Genomic DNA, 22,094 nt, shown 5'->3' with positions numbered 1-22,094 from the left:
GCTCAGCGGTCCTTTCGGCTAGCGGTCCAGACATAAGGCCCCACGATGGTGCCGGTGAACCCGCCGGCATCCTGTGTGCTGAGGAACCGGGCATCCAAATCCGCCGCGAGCCGGCCCATGCCCCCTGCCCCGGCATAGTGGAAGGACATGGTCCCCCCGTTCGCGCGGATCGTCAAAGTCATCGGGCTCCGGTTGGCGATAGGCGCGGAGGCGACCAGCTGCTCCTTCCCTTTGGCGCGAGTATACAGCGCAATTGCATCCTGCCCGTTCAGCCGCGTAAGGCCGAAGAACAGCCAGGCGTCGTCGCTTTGCATCGCGGCAAGGCCGGCGCGGTCGCCTTCCTGCTCCGGCGAGAAGGTCACGACCGTGCGCATCGTCGCGACATGATGCTGCTGGCGCCGCCCGAGGAAGGCGGGCGTTCCGGCCTTGTCACCGAGCGGCGCGGCACTGGCCAGCACCAGATCGCCACGCTCAAGCCGATAGAACGGGTGATCCGGCGTGCGGACGCCGACCCATTGCATCGTCAGCCGGTCGCCCTCGAAGCTGTCGGCATACGCGAAATCGCCGCTGGTCGGCAGCGGCGGCCGGACCTGTGGAGGCAGCGCGGGCGCCTTGGGCGCGAACGGGATCGTCTCGCCATGGGGCAGGATGACCGGCCAGCCGTCCTTCCACTGCACCGGCAGCAGGAAGGTCTCGCGACCGATATTGTAATAATTGTCGGCGTAAGGCCGCACCGCCAGAAAGGTTGCCCACCAGTCGCCTGCCGGGGTCTGGACCAGCTTGGCATGGCCGGCGGAGGTGATCGGATCGAGCCGCGCGGGGTCGAGGTCGCGCTGGGTGAGGATGGGGTTATCCTTGTGCGGCACATAAGGTCCGCGCAGCTTGCGCGAGCGGAACACCACCTGGGAGTGATCGACGCTGGTGCCACCTTCCGCCGCGGTCAGATAATACCAGCCATCCTTGCGCAGAATGTGCGGCCCCTCGATCCAGATCGGCTTCTTGCTCAGGTCCACCCCGCCATTGACGAGCTGGGTGCTCGGCCCGACCATCTTGCCGGCCCGCCAGTCATATTCCTGAATCCAGATCGCGCGGTGCCCCTCATAGCGCGGCGTCTCATCCGGCCCGCGATTGTTGACGATATAGGCTTTGTCGCCTTCCCAATAGATCGACGGGTCGATCCCCTCGAACGGCAGCCAGATGGGATCGGACCACGGCCCGGCGGGGTTCTTGGCGGTGATGACGAAATTGTCCCGGCATCCCACGCATGTGTTGACGATGTAGAAGATGCCATCATGAAAACTGATGTCCGGCGCGAACACGGCCTCGGACACGCCCCGGCCGGCAAGGTTGAGCTGATCGGGCCGGTCGATCGCATTGCCGATCTGCGTCCAGTTCACCAGATCCCTGGAATGCCAAACCGGAAGCCCCGGAAAATGCGCGAAGGATGAGGTGACGAGATAATAATCCTCCCCCACCCGCGTAATCGAGGGATCGGGATAATAGCCTGAAAGGATTGGGTTGCGATAGGCGCCGGGCTTGACCGTTACCTGCTCGATGGACTGCCCGTCATAATCGAAACTGGCAAAGCGGGCCTCCGGCCCTGCCCATGCTGCGGCAGGCATCAAGGCCAGCGCTGCGGCCATCCACCCACGCGCCCACAGTCCCGCCGCGATCTTCATCATCCCTCTCCTGTTTGACGGCACGCTGATCCTGTGCGGAATCGCGGCCCTGCGTCATATTGGTAGCGCTCCCATTTCTCCTTGCCCAGCCTGTTTTATGCACGCGAGCGCGTATCTTGCTCCAAACAGGGCAAATTCATGCCCGAGCGGAATCCATTTGACCGCCCCGCATCCATGATGGTAGCGCTACCTTAACAACGCCGCACAACCATAAGCGGCGCGCAAGATAAACGAAGGAGAGCCCCCTTGTCGAAAGTCCCGATGCTCCGGACCAGCCTTGTCGTGCTTGGTCTCGCCACCGCCCTTTCCGCCTGCTCCTCGGATGAACCGGCCGCTGCAAACAATGGCGCGACTGGCGCGGCCCATGAATCGGATGGCATCTCAGCTGACGGCAAGCGCTTCCTCTCCCAGCCGCTCGTGACGGAGATTTTCACCGCCGATCCTTCGGCCCATGTCTTCAACGGCAAGATCTACGTCTATCCCAGCCATGATGTCGACGCCGGCATCCCGGACGATGACCTGGGCAACCAATACGCCATGCACGACTATCGCGTGCTGGAGATGGACAAGATCGGCGGTCCGGTGAAGATCGGCCCGGTCGCGCTGGACGTGAAGGATGTGCCCTGGGCAGCCAAGCAGATGTGGGCACCCGACGCCGCGTTCAAGAATGGCACCTACTATTTGTACTTCCCGGCCAAGGACAAGGACGGCATCTTCCACATCGGCGTGGCGACCAGCAGCACGCCCATGGGTCCGTTCAAGGCCGAGCCCAAGCCGATTGCCGGCAGCTTCTCCATGGACCCCAATGTGTTCACGGACACGGACGGGACCAGCTACATGTATTTCGGCGGCATCTGGGGCGGCCAGCTGCAGAACTGGGCCAAGGGCAAATATGATGCCGCGGTCGGCGTGACCGACCTCAAGGCGGACGACCAGCCGGCCCTCATGCCCAAGGTCGCTAAAATGTCGGCCGATATGAGGAGCTATGCCGAAGCGCCGCGCGATGCCGTGATCCTCGACGAAAAAGGCAAGCCGCTGCTTGGTGGCGACCATGATCGCCGCTTCTTCGAGGGCACATGGATGTACAAGCGCGGCGACACTTACTACCTGACCTACTCGACCGGCGACACGCACTTCCTCGTCTACGCCACGGGCAAGACGCCTTATGGTCCGTTCACCTATCGCGGCAAGATCATGGAACCGGTGCAGGGCTGGACTACCCACCACTCGATTGTGGACTGGGGCGGCAAGACCTGGCTCTTCTACCACGACACGCAGCTGAGCGGCAAAAACCACCTGCGCAACGTGAAGGTCACCGAGCTGACCTTCAACGCCGACGGCACGATCCAGACGATCAATCCGTTCCGCGACTGACCGGCATGTTCCTCGGCATCGACATCGGCACCTCCGGCGTGAAAGCGGTCGTCATCGACCAGCATGGCGCCGTTGTCGGCCAGGGAACGGCAGCGCTCACCGTGCAACGGCCGCAACCGCTCTGGTCCGAACAGGACCCGGCGGCGTGGTGGGCCGCCACCACCGCAGCCGTGCAGGCCATCGACCCCGCCGTGCGGCGCGCCGTGCTGGGCGTCGGGCTCGCCGGCCAGATGCATGGCGCCACGCTGCTCGGTGCGGACGGTCAGCCGCTGCGTCCCGCGATCCTGTGGAATGACGGGCGCAGCCATGCGGAATGCATCGCGCTGGAAGACAAGACCGACGCCTTCCGCACGATCGGCGGCAACATCGTCATGCCCGGCTTCACCGCACCAAAGCTCGCCTGGGTCGCCCGGCACGAGCCGGAGATCTTCGCCGCCATACGCACCGTGTTGCTGCCCAAGGACTATATCCGCCTGCAAATGACCGGCGACAAAGCCACGGACATGTCCGACGCCGCCGGCACCCTGTGGCTGGATGTTGCCGCGCGGCGCTGGGCGGAAGCACTGCTGGACGCGACCGGCCTCAGCCTTGCGCACATGCCGGCACTGTACGAGGGCACCGCGTTGACCGGCACGTTGCGGCCGGACGTGGCGCAACTCTGGGGCATGTCTCCCGTTCCGGTCGCCGCCGGGGGGAGCGACAATGCCGCCGGCGCGGCCGGCATCGGCATCGTCAGCGATGGCGACGGGCTGCTCTCCCTTGGCACATCGGGCGTGATCTTCATCGCCAACGATCAGTTCAAACCCAATCCAGACCGAACCGTGCACGCCTTCTGTCACTGCCTGCCTGCACACTGGCATCAGATGGCCGTGCACCTGTCGGCGGCGTCGTGCATAGACTTTGCTGCACGCCTCTCCGGTGCAGCCGGCGCCGCCGACCTCTTTTCCCGCGCGGAGTCCGTTGGCGCCGCGTGCGGACCGGAACTCTTCCTCCCCTATCTCTCGGGCGAACGCACACCGCATAACGACCCGCAGGTGCGCGGCGCCTTCCTCAATCTCGATCATGATAGCGGGCCGGAGCGGCTGGCGCAGGCGGTGCTGGAGGGCGTTGCCTTTGCCTTTGCCGATGGGCTGGATGCGCTGCGCGACGCCGGCAGCGATGTGGAGGAACTGGCCGTGATCGGCGGTGGCGCGCGGTCGCGCTATTGGGGCCAGATCATCGCCGCTGCGCTCGGCACGCGCCTCAACTACCTCAAGGGCGGAGAGGTCGGCCCGGCAATGGGCGCGGCCCGCCTGGCCCAGATCGGCGTGACAGGCGGCGCACCCGCCGACATCTGCACGACGCCGCCGGTCGCCCATGTGATCGAGCCCGACCCGCTGACCGCCGAACGACTGGCCCCCAAGCGCGAGGCCTTCCGCCGCGCCTACCCCGCCATTCGCGCCGCACAGAGCTGACATTCTTGAAACCGACAGGGAGCGCCTGATGGCCACCGACTATTTCGCAGACATTGCCCCCATCACCTATAAAGGCCCGGATACCGACGACGAGCTGGCCTATCGCTGGTATGACAAGGATCGCGTCGTGCTCGGCAAGCGGATGGAGGATCATCTCCGCTTTGCCGTATGCTTCTGGCACACATTCTGCTGGCCGGGCTCGGACGTGTTCGGCGCCGGCACCTTCAACCGCCCCTGGCATGCTGGCGCCAATAACGGCGCCGCTGCGGCCCAGAAGCGCGAAGTCGCCTTCGATTTCTTCAAAAAGCTCGATGTCCCCTTCTACTGCTTCCACGATGTCGACGTGATGGCGCAGGCCGAAAGCGTGGCCGAGCATCGCCGCTACCTCGCCGAGGCCATCGATCATCTGGAAGAGCTGCAGGCTTCGAGCGGGCGCAAGCTGCTGTGGGGCACCGCCAATCTGTTCGGCCATCCCCGCTTTGCTGCCGGCGCCGCGACAAATCCGGACCCGGAAGTCTATGCCTTCGCCGCCATGCAGGTGCGCGATGCGCTGGAGGCGACGCATCGCCTGGGCGGCGTCAACTATGTGCTCTGGGGCGGCCGTGAGGGCTATGAGACGCTGCACAATACCAATCTCAAGCGCGAGCTCGATAATTTCGGGCGCTTCCTGACGCTGGTGGTCGAGCACAAGCACAAGATCGGCTTTTCCGGCACCATCCTCATCGAGCCCAAGCCGCACGAGCCGACCAAGCATCAATATGATTTCGACACCGCCACGGTTTACGGCTTCCTCAAGCGCTACGGGCTGGAGAACGAAGTGCGCGTGAACATCGAAGCCAATCATGCCACGCTCGCCGGCCACACCTTCGAGCATGAGCTGGCGACGGCGAACGCGCTGGGCATCTTCGGCTCGATCGACGCCAATCGCGGCGACCACCAGAATGGCTGGGACACCGACCAGTTTCCCAATTCGGTGGAAGAACTCACCGTCGCGATGATCGAGGTGATCCGCGCCGGCGGCTTCACCACCGGCGGGTTCAACTTCGATTCCAAGGTCCGGCGCCAGTCGATGGACCCGGTTGACCTGTTCTACGGCCATATCGGCGGCATCGATACGGTGGCGCGCGGGCTGTTGAATGCCGCCGCGATCATCGAGGATGGCCGCATCGATGCCCTGCGCAATCAGCGCTATGCGGGCTGGGATGGTCCGCTGGGCAAGGAGATCGCTGCGCTCGACCTCGCCGGGATCGCTGACCTCGCCGTGACCCGCGCGCTCGACCCCAAGCCTGCCTCCGGAAGGCAGGAGCGGATCGAAAATCTCGTCAATCGCTTCATCTGAGCCATGCCGGACCCGGGCGCTTCCTCTTCGCCGGGTCAGGTCACTGATGAGGTGGTCGCTACGGCGGCCACCTCTTTTTTTGCTATCTTCTCGCCCAGGCGCTAACGAAACCGAAATTGCCGTGCCCATAGATCGGCACAAAGAGACGACAACGGCGCGGAGCCAAAGCAAGATCGCCCCCTCATCTTATCTGTTGCGATGAACGCACGATATTGGGAGAGGTCTCGCCCAGCTCCGGATAGGAAGGCGAACAAGTCAGGCGATGGTCACCAACCGCAGTTCCCGCTCGTCCCGTCGGCAGAGCTCTGGTCCCAAGATCGAGGATGTCGCCCGCCTGGCCGGCGTTTCGCCGATGACCGTGAGCCGCGTGATCAACAAGGGCACCAATGTCCGTGAGGACAAGCGCCTGGCGGTCGAGGCCGCGATTGCCGAGCTGAACTATGCGCCCAACATCGCCGCCCGCACCCTCGCGGGTGGCGAGGACACGCGCATCGGGCTGCTCCACTCCAACCCGAGCTTTGCCTATCTCAGCGAGTTTCTGGTCGGCATATTGGCGGAGACCAGCCGCACCGGCGCGCAGTTGATCGTCAAGGAGTGCAATGAGGAAGGCGCAGAGGACAAGGCCATCGAGGCGCTGCTCAAGGGCCGGGTGGACGGGATCGTCCTGCCTCCGCCGCTGAGCGATTCCCCCTCCGTGCTCGCCGTGCTGGAGGGCGCCGGTGTGCCGGTCGTCGCGGTCGCCACCGGGCGCGCGCCCGACTGGGCGCTCTCGGTGAGCATCGATGACAAGGCGGCCGCCCACGCCATGACCGATCATCTGATCCTGCTCGGGCATCAGCGCATCGGCTTCATCACCGGCCACCCCAACCAGACGGCCAGCGCCGAACGGCTGGAGGGCTATCGCTCCGCGCTGGAGAAGCACGGCATCGCGCCGCAGCCCGAGCTGATAGAGCAGGGCTTCTTCACCTTCCGCTCCGGCCTGGAGGCAGCCACGCGCCTGCTCGACCTGCCCGAGCCGCCAACGGCGATCTTCGCTTCCAACGACGATATGGCCGCAGCTGCGCTGACCATCGCGCACCGGCGCGGCATCGATGTGCCGCAAATGCTGACCATCTGCGGCTTCGACGATACCGCTCTGGCGCTGACAAGCTGGCCGGAGCTGACCACGATCCGCCAGCCGATCACCGATATGGCGCAGCAGGCGGTGGCGCTGCTGACCCGGGAAATCCGGATGCGCAACGCCTCATCGAAGGGCGTGGACCATCCCCATGTCGTGACGCCCTACACGCTGATCGCGCGCGAGAGCGACGGCCCCCCGCCCCAGCCCAAGCCCTGAAAAGCGAACGGCCCGGCGACGCATAAGCGTGACCGGGCCGAGCGTATGATTGGGTGAGCGATCAGCCTTCCATCTGCTCCAGTTCCCGGCCCTTGGTCTCGCGCACCATGGCGCGGACGAAGAAGAAGGAGACGGCGGCAAAGAAGGCATAGCCGAAATAGGCCACCGCAAGGCCAGGGCTGATCACCAGCGAGGGGAAGCTCACCGAAACGAGGGCGTTCGCCAGCCACTGCGCCAGCCCCGCCACCGCCAGGCCCGAGCCGCGGATCTGGTTGGGGAACATCTCGCCCAGCATCACCCACATGATCGGCCCCCAGCTCAGGTTGAAGAAGATCACGTAGAGATTGGCCGAAATCAGCGCGACGATGCCATTGCTGCCCGGCAGCATCACGCCACCATCGGCGCCCGTGACCGCCGTGGAGAAGGCATAGGCCACGATCGCCAGTGTGACGGCCATGCCCGCCGATCCGAAAAGCAGCAGCGGCTTGCGGCCGATCTTGTCCACCAGGAACATGGTGGCGATGCAGGCCCCGATGGAGAGCACGCCCGAGAGGATATTGGTCTGCAGCGCATAATCCTCCGAGAAGCCGACGGCCTCCCACAAGGTGGCGCCATAATAGAAGACCACATTGATGCCGACGAACTGCTGAAAGATCGCAAGGCCGATGCCGGTCCACACGATCGGCCGGATGCGCCCGGTCGTCTTGTCGATGAGATCGGAAAGACGGGGGCGATGGTGATCGGCGGCGAGGCTGTCGCGGATCTCACCAACCTTGCGCGTCGCTTCCTCCGGCCCGAACAGCCGCGAGAGAACGGCGTGGGCGCGCTCTTCCTTGCCCTTGACCACCAGATAGCGCGGGCTTTCGGGAATGATCAGCAGCGCCAGGATATAGATGGCCGCAGGGATCGCCTGCAGCAGGAACATCCAGCGCCAGGCCGGCAGGTCGAACCACAAGGTCGCCGTCGAGCCGCCGGCATAGCGCGCCAGCACGAAGTTGGCGACGAACGCTCCGGTAAGGCCGGTGATGATCATCACCTGCTGGATGCTGGAGAGGCGCCCCCGGATCGAGGCGGGCGTCACCTCGGAGATATAGACCGGCGAAATCACGCTGGCCGCGCCGACGCCGAGGCCACCGATGATCCGCGCGATGATGAACATCGCCGAAGACCCGGCCGCACCGGCCAGAAGCGCGCTGATGAGGAAGAGCAGGCCGGCCAGCATCATCACGCCGCGACGGCCAATGAGGTCGGACATGCGCCCGGCGAGAAACGCGCCCAGCGCGGAGCCGACCAGAATGGCGCCTACATTGATGCCGATGCCCAGCGCACCCAGGTCGAACGCGGATTCCAGCCCCTTCTGGGTGCCGTTAATCACGCCGGAATCATAGCCGAACATGAAGCCACCAATGGTGGCGATGGCCACGATGGCGAATATGAACCCGATGTTGGTTCGCCCGATGGCGTGCGTTTCAGCGCTCATGCCGAGCCCCTCCTCTCTCTCAAAAATTCTGCCGACTCCAGCCGAGGCCGGGACGGCGTTTCTTCTGTCAAATATCTGCCGGGGTAACCGGCAATCCTGCAACCTTGGGATCGAATGCGAAGACGTGGCCGGCCAACGGCTGTGCCTCACGCGCGGCGGCATCCAGCCCCTTTTGCGCGGTGGTGGCATAGGCGGTGCGCAAATCCGGCCCACCAAAGGCGATCTTGGTGACATTGGCGACCGGGAAGGAGATGGTCTGCATCAGCGAGCCCTGCGGATCATAGCGCCGCACGCCCCAGCCGCCAAACAAAGCGACCCACAGGCAACCTTCGCTATCCAGCACGGAGCCGTCGGGCCAGCCCGCGCCATCCTCGATAGTGATGAACAGCTCGCCCGCGCCGACCGTGCCGTTCTCATCGACGGGGGCTTTCCAGATTTTCCGGCCAAGCGTGTCGGTGTGATAAAGCGTGCGCCCATCTGCGCTGATGGCAGGGCCATTGGTGATCTCGACAGCAGGCACGACCGTGGCGGCGCACTGCCCGCCGGCGAGGCAATAGAGGCACCCGGTCTGGGCGGCTTCGCTGTCGTCCATGCTGCCGAACCACAGCCGCCCTTGAGTATCTGTGGCGGCGTCGTTCAGCCGATTGCCGGGCAGATGCGGCTCGGGATCGTGGAACAGCGAAAATGTGCCACTTTGCGGATCGAACCGATGCAGGCCGGTGCGCACGCCGGTCATCATGCCGCCGCTGCGCGTAGGCAGCGCCCAGCCAATCTGGTCCGGCGCATCCCACACCGCCAGCGCGCCGCTCGCAGGCACATGACGGTAGAGCTTGTGCCCCTTGATATCGACGAACCACAGGGCATCGTCCCACCAGACCGGCCCTTCGCCGAGCGTCATGCCCAGGGGAAGGATCGGCTCCGGCTGCATCTCAGCGCCAGCCTGCGTCGACGAAATATTCGTGCCCGCTGCACAGCGCGCCGTCATCGGAGGCGAGGAACAGCGCCAGCGCGGCGACATCGCGCGGCTGGATGCGGCGCGGGAGGCATTGCGCCTGCAGGATCTCCGCCTCACCTTCCGGCGTATACCACTGCTTCTGGCGGGGGGTATCGACATTGCCCGGCACGATGGCGGTCACGCGGATATTGTCGCCGCCCAGATCACGCGCCAGCGCGCGGGTCATGCCCTCCACGCCGGCCTTCGCGGTCTGGTAGAGCACCAACTCGGACATGCCGAGATGCCAGCTCACCGAGCCCAGATTGATGACGGCACCGCCGCCCCGCGCCCGCATCGCCGGAACCACGGCTTGCGCGGCGAAGAACTGGTGGCGCAGGTTGGTCGCCATGCGCTCGTCCCAATAGTCGGCGGTCACCTCGTCATAGCGGTGGCGGTCGTCATTGGCGGCATTGTTGACCAGCACGTCGAACCCGCCCATCTCGCTCTCCAGCGCGCGGACGGTCCGCTCCAGCTCAGCGACGTTGCGCAGGTCGCAATGGCGAAAGCGCGCGCCGGTCAGATCCCGCGCCAGATCGGCGCCGGCGAGATCGTTGAAGTCGAGGAAGGCGACATGCGCGCCCTGGCCCGCAAACGCCGCGACAATGGCCGCCCCGATCCCGGTCGCTCCACCGGTGACCAGCACGTTCTTGCCCGCCAGGCTGGGATAGACGGCGTATTGTGTTTGCTCAGACTTGTTCATGCCGATTCCAGAAGACCGCGCCGCTGCAGATTTGCGTAGAAGGCGCCAATACCCAGCTGCCAGGGTGGTGCATCGCGCGAGGTGACGACCCGGTTGACCAGGCGCCCGAGCTTGTCGGAGGCGATGGTCACGACATCGCCCACCTTGTGGGTGAAGCCACGCCCCGGCTCGTCGCGGTCCTGCACGGGCGCGAACAGCGTGCCGAGGAACAGCGCAAAGCCATCGGGATATTGATGCTCGCTTAGCGTCTGGCGCACCAGATCGAGCGGATCGCGGCTGATCTCCGCCATGTTGCTCACGCCCTTCAGCACGAACCCATCCTCTCCGGTGATGGTCAGCCGCACTTCGGCACGGCGCACATCATCGATGCTGAAGCTGTCATCGAACAGCCGCACCAGCGGGCCGATGGAGCAGGAGGCGTTATTGTCCTTGGCCTTGCCAAGCAGCAGGGCCGAGCGGCCTTCGAAATCGCGCAGATTGACGTCATTGCCGAGCGTCGCGCCGACCACGCGGCCCAGGCTGTCCGCCAGCAGCACGATCTCCGGCTCGGGGTTGTTCCACGCAGAATCCGAACGGATGCCGATCGCGGCGCCCGGCCCCACGGTGGAGAGCACCGGCGACTTGGTGAACACCTCCGCATCCGGGCCGATGGCGACCTCCAGATATTGCGACCACAGCCCGTCCTCGATCAGCGCCTCCTTGAGAGAGGCGGCTTCCGGCGTACCGGGCTGGACGGAGCGGATTTGTCCGCCAATGCGCGACTCAAGCCGCTCGCGGATCGAGGCCGCCCGGCTCCAGTCGCCCCGCGCCCGCTCCTCGATCACCCGCTCGATAGCGGAAAGAGCGAAGGTGACGCCGCAAGCCTTGACGCACTGTAGATCTACGGGGCTGAGCAAGCGCGTGGATGCAGGATCAAAATGGCCCAGCGAGGTGCCGCCAGCGCCTGAAAAATCGCCGCTTTCTACAAGGGCCGAGACGGTCGGCCAGACGTGCGCCATATCGTGCAGTTCGCCCTGGCGGACGAGCACGGGGCTCGGGCCATCGCCAAAATCGGCTCGCCCCAGAAACATACCCTCTTCCCAATCGACGGGCAGCATCGGGCCGGACTCTTCTGGATGTATCACTTCCTCTCCCTCGCCCCCCGAGGGCGCCCCTGTGTGTTAGCGCTATCAAGAGCTATTGCGCTTGTTTGTCAAGAGGGGCTACTCCTGTGCCTCTAACGCGTTGACAAGAGAGACGATGACACTCGGCCCCATCCTCTGTTTCGGCGAACTGCTGCTCCGCCTCTCCGCCGTCCCCGGCGAAAGCCTGTTCCAGAGCGAGCGGCTGGATGCGCGATTCGTCGGCGCGGAAGCCAATGTCGCGGTGGCGCTGGCCCGGCTGGGCATTCCGAGCGCCTTGATTACCGCGCTCCCGCCGGGCGCGGTTGGCGATGCGGCGCTGGACGCCCTGCGCCGGCCCGGCGTGGACGTGCGCCATGTGCAGCGCCAGCCGGGGCGGATGGGGCTGTTCTATCTCATGCCGGGGAGCGGCCTGCGCGCGCCCGCGATCAGCTATGATCGCGCTGGCAGCAACTTCGCGATCACTCCTGCCGAGCGCTATGATTGGGCTGCGGCGCTGGAGGGGGCGGCCATGCTGCATCTTTCCGGCATCATCCCCGCCCTCTCGCCTGACGCTCCCAAATTGTCCCTCGCGGCGATGGAAGCGGCGAAGGCCGCCGGCATTCCGATCTCATTCGACGGGAATTTCCGCGCGACGCTCTGGGAAAGCTGGTGCGACAATCCCGCGCCGATCCTCGCCCGCCATGTCGAGATGGCCGATCTGTTCTTCGGCAGTGCGCGGGACATTGCGATGCTGCTCGGCCAGTCCTTCGATGCGCAGGACGCGGACGGACGTCGCGCCGCCGCCCAGGCAGCCTTCGCGCGCTTCCCCAATCTGCGCCACATCGCCTCCACCCTTCGCGTGGTCACCCATGCCGGGCTCCATCACCTTTGCGCCCGCCTCGATACACCGGATGACAACTTCGAGACGCAAGTGGTTGAAGTTGCTGGGATCGTCGACCGAATCGGCACCGGTGACGCATTCGCCGCCGGTGTGATCGCGCATATCGATGCCGGCATCGCCACCGCAGCCGAGCGCGGTCTGGCGCTCTGTGTGCTCAATCATTTCGTTCATGGCGATTTCAGCCCGATCAGCGCGGAGGAACTCGCCGCATTCCGCCCCGGCCAAACCGGCGACGTCCGTCGTTGAGAAAGCGAGCATCCCTGTGACACAGTGGTTCGATCAGATCGCCGACATGCCGCTTGTGGCGATCCTGCGCGGCCTCACCCCCGAGGAGGCGCCCGCGATCGGGGCTGCGCTCATCGAGGCGGGCCTGCGCTGCATCGAGGTGCCGCTCAATTCGCCCCGCCCGCTGGAGAGCATCGCCGCCCTCGCCCGCCTGCCCGGCGGCGCGCTCATCGGGGCCGGTACCGTGCTGAGCGTGGACGCGGTGGATCAGGTCGCGCAGGCGGGCGGGCGCGTCATCGTCTCGCCCAATATGGACCCACCCGTAATCCGCCGCACGAAGGCGCTCGGCCTGCTTTCCATGCCCGGCATCGCAACCCCGAGCGAGGCCTTCGCTGCTATCGATGCCGGGGCCGATGCGCTCAAGCTCTTTCCCGCCGAGATGCACAGCCCGGCGGTGCTCAAGGCGATGAAGGCGGTGCTGCCCGCCGACATTCCTGTGCTGGTGGTGGGCGGCATCGGGCCGGACAATATGGCCGCATGGCGCAGCGCCGGCGCTGCCGGGTTCGGCATTGGATCATCGATTTATCAGCCGGGGCTGGACGCAGCACAGGTCCGCCAGCGGGCGGATGCCATGGTAGCGGCGTGGCGCGCGCTTGAGCACTGAGCGCTTGTGGAGGCGTGTTCGGCAAAACCCTGCCCCACCCCCGCCGTCACCCCGGGCTTGACCCGGGGTCCAGCTTCCTTCCGGACCGACTTCTCGCCAGGATCTTGCCAGACGAAATGCGCCGGAACAGGTTAGCTGGACCCCGGGTCAAGCCCGGGGTGACGGTTGGAGGGGTGGTTAGTCTCACCCCTGCTTACCGCTCCGCGTTCGCCAGCTCATGCGCAGCGTTCGCCAGTTCGATAAATCCCGCGCCGGCCGAGATCACATATTCATTCTGCCCCCAGAAGAACGGCCAGTCCTCATGGTTCTCCGGAAAATCCGGTTTGATAATCAGCGCACCCGGCACCACACCGCCGGCGATGAAGCTGAAGTCCGCGCGGTTGGTGCCATAGGCCACCTCCTTGGATCGCGCGCCAACCGCCGAGACGAAGGAGATGTCGGAACCGGGATGGTTGCCGAGCAGATAGTCGATACTGCGGAACACCGCATCGGGCTTCACGATCGCTGGAAAAGCCTTGTGCAGCGCATAAGCGGCGAGGCCATAGTCGATCACCCCTTCGTTCCCCGCCCAGCCGCCTTCCGAGATCGGCACGCCATAGGGATTGGCGGCGGCGATCTTGTCGCTCTGCGCGGCCCATTGCCGCACGAGCGGCTCCATCGCCGTGCGATAGGAAGGCGGCATGAACGGCAGGGCTTCCGTCGCCAGCGCGGCCTGAAAGCCGAAGAATTTTGAGACGGACGGCCACAGTGCCTCGATCTGTGCCGCATAGCGCTTGTCCCGCGTGGTCTTGAGCAATTGCACGGCGGCCGCAAACTGCTCGGCTTCGAGCGGCCCGCCGGTCGTATTGCCATGCTGGAAGACATAAGGCGGATGGCTCTGCTCCTGGGCCCACACCCGCGTCGCAATGGCCAATGCCTTAGCGGAGAGCGCCGGGTCCAGCGTCTTGAGGGCGCGACTGGCCGCAGCCAGCGCCGCAATCGAACCGAAATTGAGCGCCGAGGACCGGCTGGTGAACGCCCAGCGATCATCGGGCGTGCCGCTACGGTCTCCCTTCACCTCATAAGGCTTGAGCGCCGGATCATAAATCTTGCCGTCGGTCTTGGTCACGGCGTCGCCAAGATGCGTGTACTGCCCCACATCCGGCTCCACAATGCCGTGGATCGCATGGCCCACCGCATCGAATTGCGCGGCGAGCTGGAGCGTGCCGTGGCGGATCTGCTGGAGCAGGTCGGGCTGACCATCCGGCACGTGGATTTCCACGCGCCGTGTGGCACCATCCACGCTCATCGTGTCGCGATCCAGCCCGAAGCCCTCCCAGCTCCGCACCATGGAGCGTATCACGGCATATTGGGTCTGCGTGCGGATGTCATAGTCGCCGGCATCGTACCATCCGCCGATGTTAAGGCCGGGAATATGCTCGCCGGGCTTGAACCGCGTATCGGTGGTCGGCCCCTGCGCATAGAGGTCGATATGCTCATGATTGAGCGGCGCCTGCCGCGCATCGTCCTTGTGGGATTCGCCGTGCCAGACCCGATAGGCCTCGTTAACGGTCACATGGTCCATCGCCACCGGGAAGTAAACGTCCAGTGTCGGATGCCAGGCATCGGCAAACAGATCCTGTGCGATGCGGAACGGCGCGGTCTTGCTGTCGCCATAGGCCAGCCGGTAGAGCCCCGGCGCGCGCACGGCGCTGAAGTCGAAGCGCAGATAGCGATAGCGCAGATAATCCCCCGCTTCGGCAGGCGTGCCGCTGAGCACGGGCACCTCCTGCCCCGAAGGCTCGACGCGTAGAAGCTGCGCCTGCGCGCGCCGGGTGTCGGCGCGGTCGATCTCGATCGTCGCGACCTTCGCCTGCCCCGGCGTGTAGCCAAGCTGCGAATGGCCGATGGACGGCGGCCGCAGCCAGCCGGGCGCGCTGGTTGGCGAGAGAGTCCACTGCACCACCACGCCCGTCTTGCCCGCCGGCAGCAGCGACCGCAGGACGAACCAGCCATTCTGCGCCTGATTGCGCCCATCATACAGCGCGATAGGCGTCTGCGAGCGGAGGCGGACCCGGCGCGCGGCATCGGACGGCGCGAGGACGATGTCACTGCCCTGAGTCAGAGGGAGCGGTTCGGCACCGGGGCCATCGCTGCGTCCGCTCGCAGGATTACGCTCCGGCGTCCGCACCATCGCGCTGGCCGGATAACGCGGGAAGGCACCGGCCTTGCCATCCACCATGAAGGCATTGTGGTAATAAGCCGAGGGCAGGAACTCCAAATTCAGCCCCGCCTTGCCCACCAGCGCCGCCGGCAAGGCGCGCGGCAATTCGACGGTCAGGAGAAGGTCGGCGCCGCGCGGAACGGCGCGGATGATGTAGCGGAAATCATGCTCGGGATATTCCAGAACAGCCTCGATGGTCCCGGTCCGCGCATCGACCTTGCGTTCGATCATCCGCCCGATCGCATCCCACTGCCCCGGCGTGGCGGAGAGGCGAACATCGCCATTGGTGGCGATACGCCGATCCTGCTGGATGATCTCCACGCCGCTGATCTTCGAGTCGGCGAACAGCCCGTCATACCAGTTGCTGAACACCAGCACATTGGCGGCAGGCGCCTCGAAATAGCCGGAATCACCAAGTCGCAGGGCCGGTTCCTCGCCATGCGCAGCGGGCATCATCGAAGCCATAAAAACTACGACAAAAGATCCAAACAAAGCCGCGCGCCGCATCCATCCCTCCTGATTTTGTTAACGCTAACATAGCTGTGCAATTTTCAGATTGGCAACAAAATTGTGCGATAACGCTGGCTTACAGACTGCTCGGCTCAGTTCAGCGATTGAAACTGCGCGTTATTTTTGTCGGACAAGTTGACGTTTGAAGAAATCAACGATTATCCTGCAGCCATCGCATCGGGGGACTCGCAGGTTCGCCGCAATGGCGTATCGAGGAGGAGGCAGGCAGTCGGCCTATCGACCGCCGCTAAACCGGGGAGGAAAGTCTTGAACATCTCGATACGTCATGCGTCCGTTCGCACCGTGCTGTCCGCGCTGGCTCTCGCCGCCTTGTTTCCTGCCGCCCTGTCACCTGCCGCCGCGCAGGATGCGACCGTTACCGCCATTCCCGCGCCGGCAGAACCCGGCGCCATTCCGCTCGGCACCGGCCCGGTCAAGGGCGCCACGGCGCCCGAAAGCTGGTTCCGCCAATATGGCGTGCCAATGGCCCGCAATGTCTCCACCGCCACGCTTACACCGGTGCTGCCGGCACCGGGCAAGGCCAATGGCACCGCGGTCATCGTCGCGCCGGGCGGCGCCTTCCTGCTGCTCTCCATGGAGAATGAAGGTTGGCGGGTTGCCCGTGCGCTGGCAGACCGGGGCATCACCGCTTTCGTGCTCAAATATCGCCTGCGGCCCACGCCGCCCGCGCTTGCCGATTTCGATAGCCAGTTGCGCGCTGCCTTCGCCAATGTCGGCCGGGCGGAGACGCGCTCCAGCCCGGACGAAGCCGTGGCCGGCCTGCCGGAGCAGATTGCCGATGCCGTCGCCGCGATCACATTGGTGCGCGCCCGTTCCGCCGAGTGGGGGATCGACCCCAAGCGCGTCGGCATGATGGGCTTTTCGGCCGGGGCCATGACGACAATGGTCACGACCCTCGCCCGTCCCGATCTCGACCTGGCGTTCATCGCGCCCATCTACGGCTCGATGGAGCGGGTGACCGTACCCGCCAACGCGCCGCCGCTGTTCGGCGTCATCGCCTCGGATGATCCCCTGTTCGCCAAAAAGGGCTTCGGCCTGCTCGACGCGTGGCAGGAGGCCGGCAAACCGGTTGAATTCCACCTCTACGAGCGCGGCGGCCACGGTTTCGGCCTCGGCAAGGAAGGCACGACCAGCACCGGCTGGCTGGATGCCTTTGTAGCGTGGCTGGACATGCACGGACTGCTGAAACCGTCCTGACCTGCCCCGCAGGTCTCTTCCCGGGCTGCGCACGCCGCAGCCCACCCTTGAAGGAATGACCATGATCGCGTCCAAGGCCATATCCCATGTGCGTTGCTGCCTCGCCTCGCTGATCCTGTTGGGCACCCTGCCGGGCGTCGCAAGCGCAGCGGAGAGCGCCGGCACGCTCGCGCCCTATTTCACGCCTGCCGGGCGCGCCCCGGCCAGGCCGGATGGGGACGGGTTCATCCGCCGCTGGCTGATCCTGGAGCCGATCGCCAAGCCCAACCGCACCAATACGGTGTTTACCGGCAGCTATGTGCGCAAGACGCTGACCGCCTATCCCTTCCCCACCCAGACCGCCGGTCTGCCGCGGGCGGGCGAGACGGTGACCGTGGAAGGCCAGAAGCTCGCTTGGCACGCGCTGGATTCTACCGTCTTCGATGTGATGCTGTTCAACTTTGCCCAGTCACTCGGCAAGACCAAATATGGCGTGATCTTCCATGTCGCGACCGTCGTGGACAGCCCGCGCGACATGCAGGTGCGCATGGCCGTCGGCTCAAACTCGGCCTCCATGTGGTGGGTCAATGGGGTGGAGACGGCCGTCCTGTTCAACGATCGCCGCATGGTGATGGACGATGTGGTCTCGCGCCGCATCACCCTGAAAAAGGGCCGCAACATCATTCGCGGCGCGGTCATTAACGGGCCGGGCCTGAGCGATTACTGCGTCCGCTTCATCGATGAAGCCGGACGCGGCGTCACCGATCTTGCGGTGACCACGCTCTGACCGAGCCGCACCCCAGCTCCTCCCCTCTCCCTCTTCGCCCAACCGAGGTGATCGCATGAACCGCACCATCGCAGCCACTGGCCTCACCCTTGCCCTCCTGCTCCAGAGTCCCGCCAGCGCGCAGCTTGAGGGCGAGCCCTATATCCACGATCCGTCCACCATCACTTATTCGGACGGCAAATATTATACCTTCGGCACCGGTAAGGACGGCCTGGTTTCCGAGGATGGCTGGACGTGGCGCAGCGGGGGCAATCGGCCGGGCGGCGGCGTGGCGCCGGATGTCATCAAGATCGGCGATCGCTATTATGTCTCCTATGCCGTCGGCGGCGGCGGCATGTCCGGCGGCCATGCCAGCGACGTGAAGATGATGTGGACCAAATCCCTCGATCCCGCCTCGCCGGACTTTGGCTATCATGAGGTGGGCACGGTCGCCTCCAGCGATGGCAAGGAGAATCTCGACGCCATCGATCCGGCCTTCCTCTATGTCGATGGCCGCCTATGGCTGAGTTACGGCACCTATTTCGGCGCGATCCAGATGATCGAGCTGGACCCGGCCACCGGCGCGCGCAAGGCCGGCAACAAGGCGGTGGATATCGCCATCGACATGGAAGCGACCGCCCTGCTTCATCGCGATGGCTGGTATTATCTGCTGGGCACCCACGGCACCTGCTGTGATGGCCCCAATTCCACCTATCACATCCGCGTCGGCCGCTCGCGCGATCCGCTCGGGCCTTATGTGGATCATATGGGCATCCCGCTGCTCAAGGGCGGCGGCAAGATGGTCGTCAACGCGCGCGGACGGGACATCGGCCCCGGCCATTTCGGGCTGATCGATCTTGGCGAGGGCGTCGAGAAGGTCTCGATGCATTATGAGATCGACATGAACCGGGGCCGCAGCGTGCTCGGCATCCGCCCCTTGCTATGGAAAGATGGCTGGCCGGTCGCGGGCGACAATATCGCCGAGGGCACCTATGAGATCGAGGCCGAGCGTAGCGGCTATGCCCTCCAACTTGCCGCCGACTTCGTGCGGATCGATTTTGACGCCCGCCGCAGCTTCTTCGCCCCGCCCGGCACACCGCCTGTCAACGTACCCGACCAGACCTTGGGGCAGGTCGAACCCGGCTGGCCGGCCGGAGCCGTGCCGGTCGATCTGGGCGACTATATGGTCCGCCCCCAGCAGCTTTGGACGGTCGCCCCCGTGCCGGGCGCCGGCGGCGTGATGGGCGCGCCTTATTACAAGATCGTCATCGCAGGCACGCAACGGGCGCTGGCGGCGACGGCCGCGGGCGAGGTGGAAGCGGTGCCGGCCTTCACCGGCGCGCCCGAGCAGCTCTGGCGGATCGACCAGCTCATCGACGGCACCTACCGGATCATGCCGAAGGCGACGCCCGGCACGGGCGAAGCGCGCGCCCTCGTTGCCATCGGCGGTACTACGCCGGCGCTGGTCAAGTTCGATCCCGAGAGCCCGGCCGGGCGCTGGACGTTCAAGAAGCCCTGAAAATTGGCGTCAGCTGACCCGACGCAACCTTAAGCCATCATGATCCGTTGGAGGAGACCGGACGCTCTCGTCCGGCTTCTCCAGGAGGCCCTTAATGGCTGACATGACGCTCGATGACCTGTCCGAGAAGATGGGCAAGATCGATTTCGGGATGCTCTCCACGCGCACGGAGGGCGGCGCGCTGGCCAGCCGGCCGATGAGCAACAATGGTGAGGTCGCCTGGCGCGGCGACAGCTTCTTCTTCACCTATGAGGCGGCGCGCACCATCGCCGATATCGAGCGCGATCCCGAGGTCGGCCTCACCTTCACCGGCGCGGTCGGGCTGCTGGGCGGACCCCCGCTGTTCATCGCCGTCGAGGGTCGCGCGGAGCTGATCCGCGACAAGGCGCGCTTTGCCGAACATTGGAACAAGGATCTCGAACGCTGGTTCGAGCAGGGCATCGACACGCCGGATCTCGTCATGATCCATGTCCGCGCCCGTCGCATCCATTATTGGAACGGCAGCGACGAGGGGGAAGTCCCCCTCTGATCTGAGTGGGCGCCGCGGTCTGCCCGCGACGCCCGTTGTCGCTGCGTTTAACTGAAAGCGAGAGCCACCTTGCGCCGCCGCATGGTGCTGCCGATCAGCGCGAAGCCGCCCAGCATCATCGCCCATGTCGCCGGCTCCGGCACCGATCCGGCATAGCTGAGCTTGACCAGATAGGACTGGTTCGGCCCGTCGCCATCGTCGCTCACGAGGTAGATGTTACCGGCATCGTCGAGGGTCAGGCCCTCGAACTTGCCGCCTTGGTTGGCCGGGTCGACCAGCGACTTGAAGCCGGAGAGATCATAGCTGCTCACGATCTGGCCGGCCTGCGTCACCTCGAGCAGGTTGAACGAGCGGCCGCTGAGGATCAGCAGATTGTCGCCGAACGGCGTCGCGGAGAAGATGCCATTGGAAAGCACCGCGATGTCAGACAGCCGATCGAGGCCCGGCAGCGCCGCAATATCGAACAGCTCGGTGACCGTCGCCGTCTCAGTGCCGAAATTGGTGCCGGAGATCTTCCAGATCGTCTCGCGGCTGCGTTCCTTCACGCCGAAAAAGTCCCCAGTCACCTTGTTGTAGGCAATGCCCTCCAGGCCGCTATTGCCCGCATCGGAGCCGACGCTGATCGTCGGCGCATCCGGATAGGCGGTGTAGGTGCGGGTCGTGCCGTTCACGCCAGTCTGGCTGAGCAGCGCGATATCCTGATAGCGCTCTTCGGCGACGACATATTGGCCGTTGCCCACATAAGCGAGGCCCTCGGCATCGCATTGCGAACTGCCGAGCGAGAGGCAGCCGGAGAGGCTGATCGTCGCGGTCTTGTTGCCATTCAGATCATATTCGCCCCAGATGTTCGTACCGTCATCCTCTTCCTCGTCATTGGTGACCATCAGCGTGCGCGTGTCCCAATTATAAGCGACGGCGCTGGCTTCCTTGGTGTCGATCGCTTTGCTGAAGCCGACGACATAATTGTCGAGCAGGCCAGCCGCGTGGGAAGACGCAGCAGAAAAGGCGAACATCGCAATGCCCGCGCGCAGGAAAATCATCTTCATGGCAACCTCCGAATCATGCCCTCCCCCATGGAGGTCGCCCGCCTATCGGAGGCGCGAATGACAGGATGATTACATTTGATTAACCATGACTCCGGCTGGGGAAAGGACCGCACCAGATCGGGACATGCGCCTGCGCCCCATCAAAGAGCGAATGCAGCAGGCGGCCTAGATGCGACCTCGCAACGTTCCCAATACAGGATCTCAACTCATGCCCGCCCCCCTCACCCAAGCATCATCGGTGCCGGAGATCGTTGCCGCCATGCAAAGCATGACCTCCGAGCCAGTACTTGCCGGCATGCAGCAGGTCGGCATTCATACCGATAATGCGTTGGGGCTGAGCAACCCGGTTTTGCGGGGCATCGCCAAACAGATCGGCCCTAACCATGAACGCGCGATGGCCTTGTGGCAGACTGGCATTCGCGATGTGCGGGTGCTGGCGATCTACACCGCCGAGCCGGCCCGGCTGACGGCGGAGCAAGCCCGCGCATGGGCGGACGATTTCGAGTCCTGGGAGATCGTGGACATCGCCGCCCACCTGTTCGCGGAAGCGGGGCTTGACGCGCTCCTTCCCGTGTTCGCCGCCGACGAGCGCGAGTTCGTCCGCCGCGCTGCCTTTGCCATGATCGCCGGCATGGCGGTCCATCGCAAGGCCGAGCCGGACGCGACCTTCATGGACGCGCTGCCCCTGATCGCGAACCATGCGCAGGACGCGCGAAACTATGTGCGCAAGGCGGTAAACTGGGCGCTGCGCAACATCGGCAAACGCAACCTCGCCTGTCACCAGCCCGCCCTGGCGCTCGCGGAGCAGCTCGCCGCATCGGACGACAAGACCGCACGCTGGATCGGCAGCGACGCACGCCGCGAACTCTCAAGTGGGAAGGTGATCGAAAGGCTGCATCACAAGCAGCAATCAAAATTGTGAGATTTTGGTGCGCCCGGCATGAAAGCGATGGGCACTCAAATCATTGGGAAATTTCTGTACCGCGTTAAGTTATGCCCATCTGAATCGATTGAAGCAACCGATGGTCTGACTGTGGGACTTAACGGTCGTTCCCGAGCGCGACCCTGAATGACG

The 22,094-nt window shown here is 64.9% G+C and carries 18 protein-coding genes; 11 read left to right on the top strand and 7 right to left on the bottom strand.

From position 1 onward, the window contains the following. Window positions 1-2: 2 nt before the first annotated feature. A complete protein-coding gene (locus M2341_RS06755; protein ID WP_413715301.1) occupies window positions 3-1,682 on the bottom strand; it encodes a glycoside hydrolase family 43 protein in 1,680 nt (559 codons plus the stop codon). A 258-nt stretch (window positions 1,683-1,940) separates the two neighbouring features. On the opposite strand from M2341_RS06755, the gene M2341_RS06750 reads away from it, so the two are divergent. From M2341_RS06750 to M2341_RS06735, 4 genes are all read left to right on the top strand, one after another. Next, the gene (locus M2341_RS06750; RefSeq protein WP_264585997.1) at window positions 1,941-3,053 is read left to right on the top strand and encodes a glycoside hydrolase family 43 protein; all 1,113 of its coding nucleotides are present in this window, start codon (window positions 1,941-1,943) and stop codon (window positions 3,051-3,053) included. Window positions 3,054-3,058: 5 nt separating this feature from the next. Next, a complete protein-coding gene (gene xylB, locus M2341_RS06745; protein ID WP_264584703.1) occupies window positions 3,059-4,507 on the top strand; it encodes a xylulokinase in 1,449 nt (482 codons plus the stop codon). A gap of 28 nt (window positions 4,508-4,535) precedes the next feature. Then, complete coding sequence (gene xylA / locus M2341_RS06740) at window positions 4,536-5,846, top strand: xylose isomerase (protein ID WP_264584702.1); 1,311 nt, start codon at window positions 4,536-4,538, stop codon at window positions 5,844-5,846. 262 nt (window positions 5,847-6,108) lie between these two features. After that, complete coding sequence (locus M2341_RS06735; RefSeq protein ID WP_264584701.1) at window positions 6,109-7,182, top strand: LacI family DNA-binding transcriptional regulator; 1,074 nt, start codon at window positions 6,109-6,111, stop codon at window positions 7,180-7,182. Between the two features lie 61 nt (window positions 7,183-7,243). On the opposite strand, the gene M2341_RS06730 is transcribed toward M2341_RS06735, so the two are convergent. The 4 genes from M2341_RS06730 to M2341_RS06715 form a co-directional block, all read right to left on the bottom strand. After that, complete coding sequence (locus M2341_RS06730; protein ID WP_264584700.1) at window positions 7,244-8,662, bottom strand: sugar porter family MFS transporter; 1,419 nt, start codon at window positions 8,660-8,662, stop codon at window positions 7,244-7,246. A gap of 67 nt (window positions 8,663-8,729) precedes the next feature. Then, entirely contained in the window at window positions 8,730-9,590 is an 861-nt protein-coding gene (locus M2341_RS06725) for an SMP-30/gluconolactonase/LRE family protein (protein WP_264584699.1), read from the bottom strand. A 1-nt stretch (window position 9,591) separates the two neighbouring features. Beyond that, a complete protein-coding gene (locus tag M2341_RS06720; protein WP_264584698.1) occupies window positions 9,592-10,356 on the bottom strand; it encodes an SDR family NAD(P)-dependent oxidoreductase in 765 nt (254 codons plus the stop codon). Continuing rightward, entirely contained in the window at window positions 10,353-11,453 is a 1,101-nt protein-coding gene (locus M2341_RS06715) for a fumarylacetoacetate hydrolase family protein (protein ID WP_264584697.1), read from the bottom strand. The genes M2341_RS06720 and M2341_RS06715 overlap by 4 nt, the downstream gene beginning before the upstream one ends. 142 nt (window positions 11,454-11,595) lie before the next feature. Between M2341_RS06715 and M2341_RS06710 the strand changes: the two genes are divergently transcribed. Further along, window positions 11,596-12,606, top strand: coding sequence for a sugar kinase (locus M2341_RS06710; RefSeq protein WP_264584696.1), 1,011 nt, complete (start codon window positions 11,596-11,598; stop codon window positions 12,604-12,606). Between the two features lie 46 nt (window positions 12,607-12,652). Further along, the gene (locus tag M2341_RS06705) at window positions 12,653-13,249 is read left to right on the top strand and encodes a 2-dehydro-3-deoxy-6-phosphogalactonate aldolase (RefSeq protein ID WP_264585996.1); all 597 of its coding nucleotides are present in this window, start codon (window positions 12,653-12,655) and stop codon (window positions 13,247-13,249) included. A gap of 193 nt (window positions 13,250-13,442) precedes the next feature. Here M2341_RS06705 and M2341_RS06700 read toward each other — a convergent pair whose 3' ends face one another. Continuing rightward, window positions 13,443-15,908: a glycoside hydrolase family 9 protein gene (locus M2341_RS06700; RefSeq protein WP_264584695.1), complete on the bottom strand. Its 2,466-nt coding sequence runs from the start codon at window positions 15,906-15,908 to the stop codon at window positions 13,443-13,445. Between the two features lie 321 nt (window positions 15,909-16,229). On the opposite strand from M2341_RS06700, the gene M2341_RS06695 reads away from it, so the two are divergent. The 4 genes from M2341_RS06695 (at window position 16,230) to M2341_RS06680 (ending at window position 19,973) form a co-directional block, all read left to right on the top strand. Beyond that, window positions 16,230-17,180: an alpha/beta hydrolase gene (locus tag M2341_RS06695; protein ID WP_264584694.1), complete on the top strand. Its 951-nt coding sequence runs from the start codon at window positions 16,230-16,232 to the stop codon at window positions 17,178-17,180. 61 nt (window positions 17,181-17,241) lie between these two features. Then, window positions 17,242-17,946 (top strand): acetylxylan esterase, encoded by a 705-nt coding sequence (locus M2341_RS06690; RefSeq protein WP_264584693.1) that lies wholly within the window; start codon window positions 17,242-17,244, stop codon window positions 17,944-17,946. Between the two features lie 55 nt (window positions 17,947-18,001). Continuing rightward, a complete protein-coding gene (locus M2341_RS06685; protein ID WP_264584692.1) occupies window positions 18,002-19,444 on the top strand; it encodes a family 43 glycosylhydrolase in 1,443 nt (480 codons plus the stop codon). A gap of 94 nt (window positions 19,445-19,538) precedes the next feature. Next, window positions 19,539-19,973, top strand: coding sequence for a pyridoxamine 5'-phosphate oxidase family protein (locus M2341_RS06680; protein ID WP_264584691.1), 435 nt, complete (start codon window positions 19,539-19,541; stop codon window positions 19,971-19,973). Between the two features lie 47 nt (window positions 19,974-20,020). Here the strand turns inward: M2341_RS06680 and M2341_RS06675 are convergent, their stop codons facing one another. Next, complete coding sequence (locus tag M2341_RS06675) at window positions 20,021-21,019, bottom strand: SdiA-regulated domain-containing protein (RefSeq protein WP_264584690.1); 999 nt, start codon at window positions 21,017-21,019, stop codon at window positions 20,021-20,023. A gap of 208 nt (window positions 21,020-21,227) precedes the next feature. Between M2341_RS06675 and M2341_RS06670 the strand changes: the two genes are divergently transcribed. After that, window positions 21,228-21,941, top strand: a complete 714-nt coding sequence (locus tag M2341_RS06670) for a DNA alkylation repair protein (protein WP_264584689.1) — start codon at window positions 21,228-21,230, stop codon at window positions 21,939-21,941. The last annotated feature ends 153 nt before the right edge of the window (window positions 21,942-22,094 follow it).

The organism is Sphingobium sp. B7D2B, from assembly GCF_025961895.1.
Classification (GTDB): domain Bacteria; phylum Pseudomonadota; class Alphaproteobacteria; order Sphingomonadales; family Sphingomonadaceae; genus Sphingobium.
This window is presented reverse-complemented; position numbering and strand designations above follow the sequence as displayed.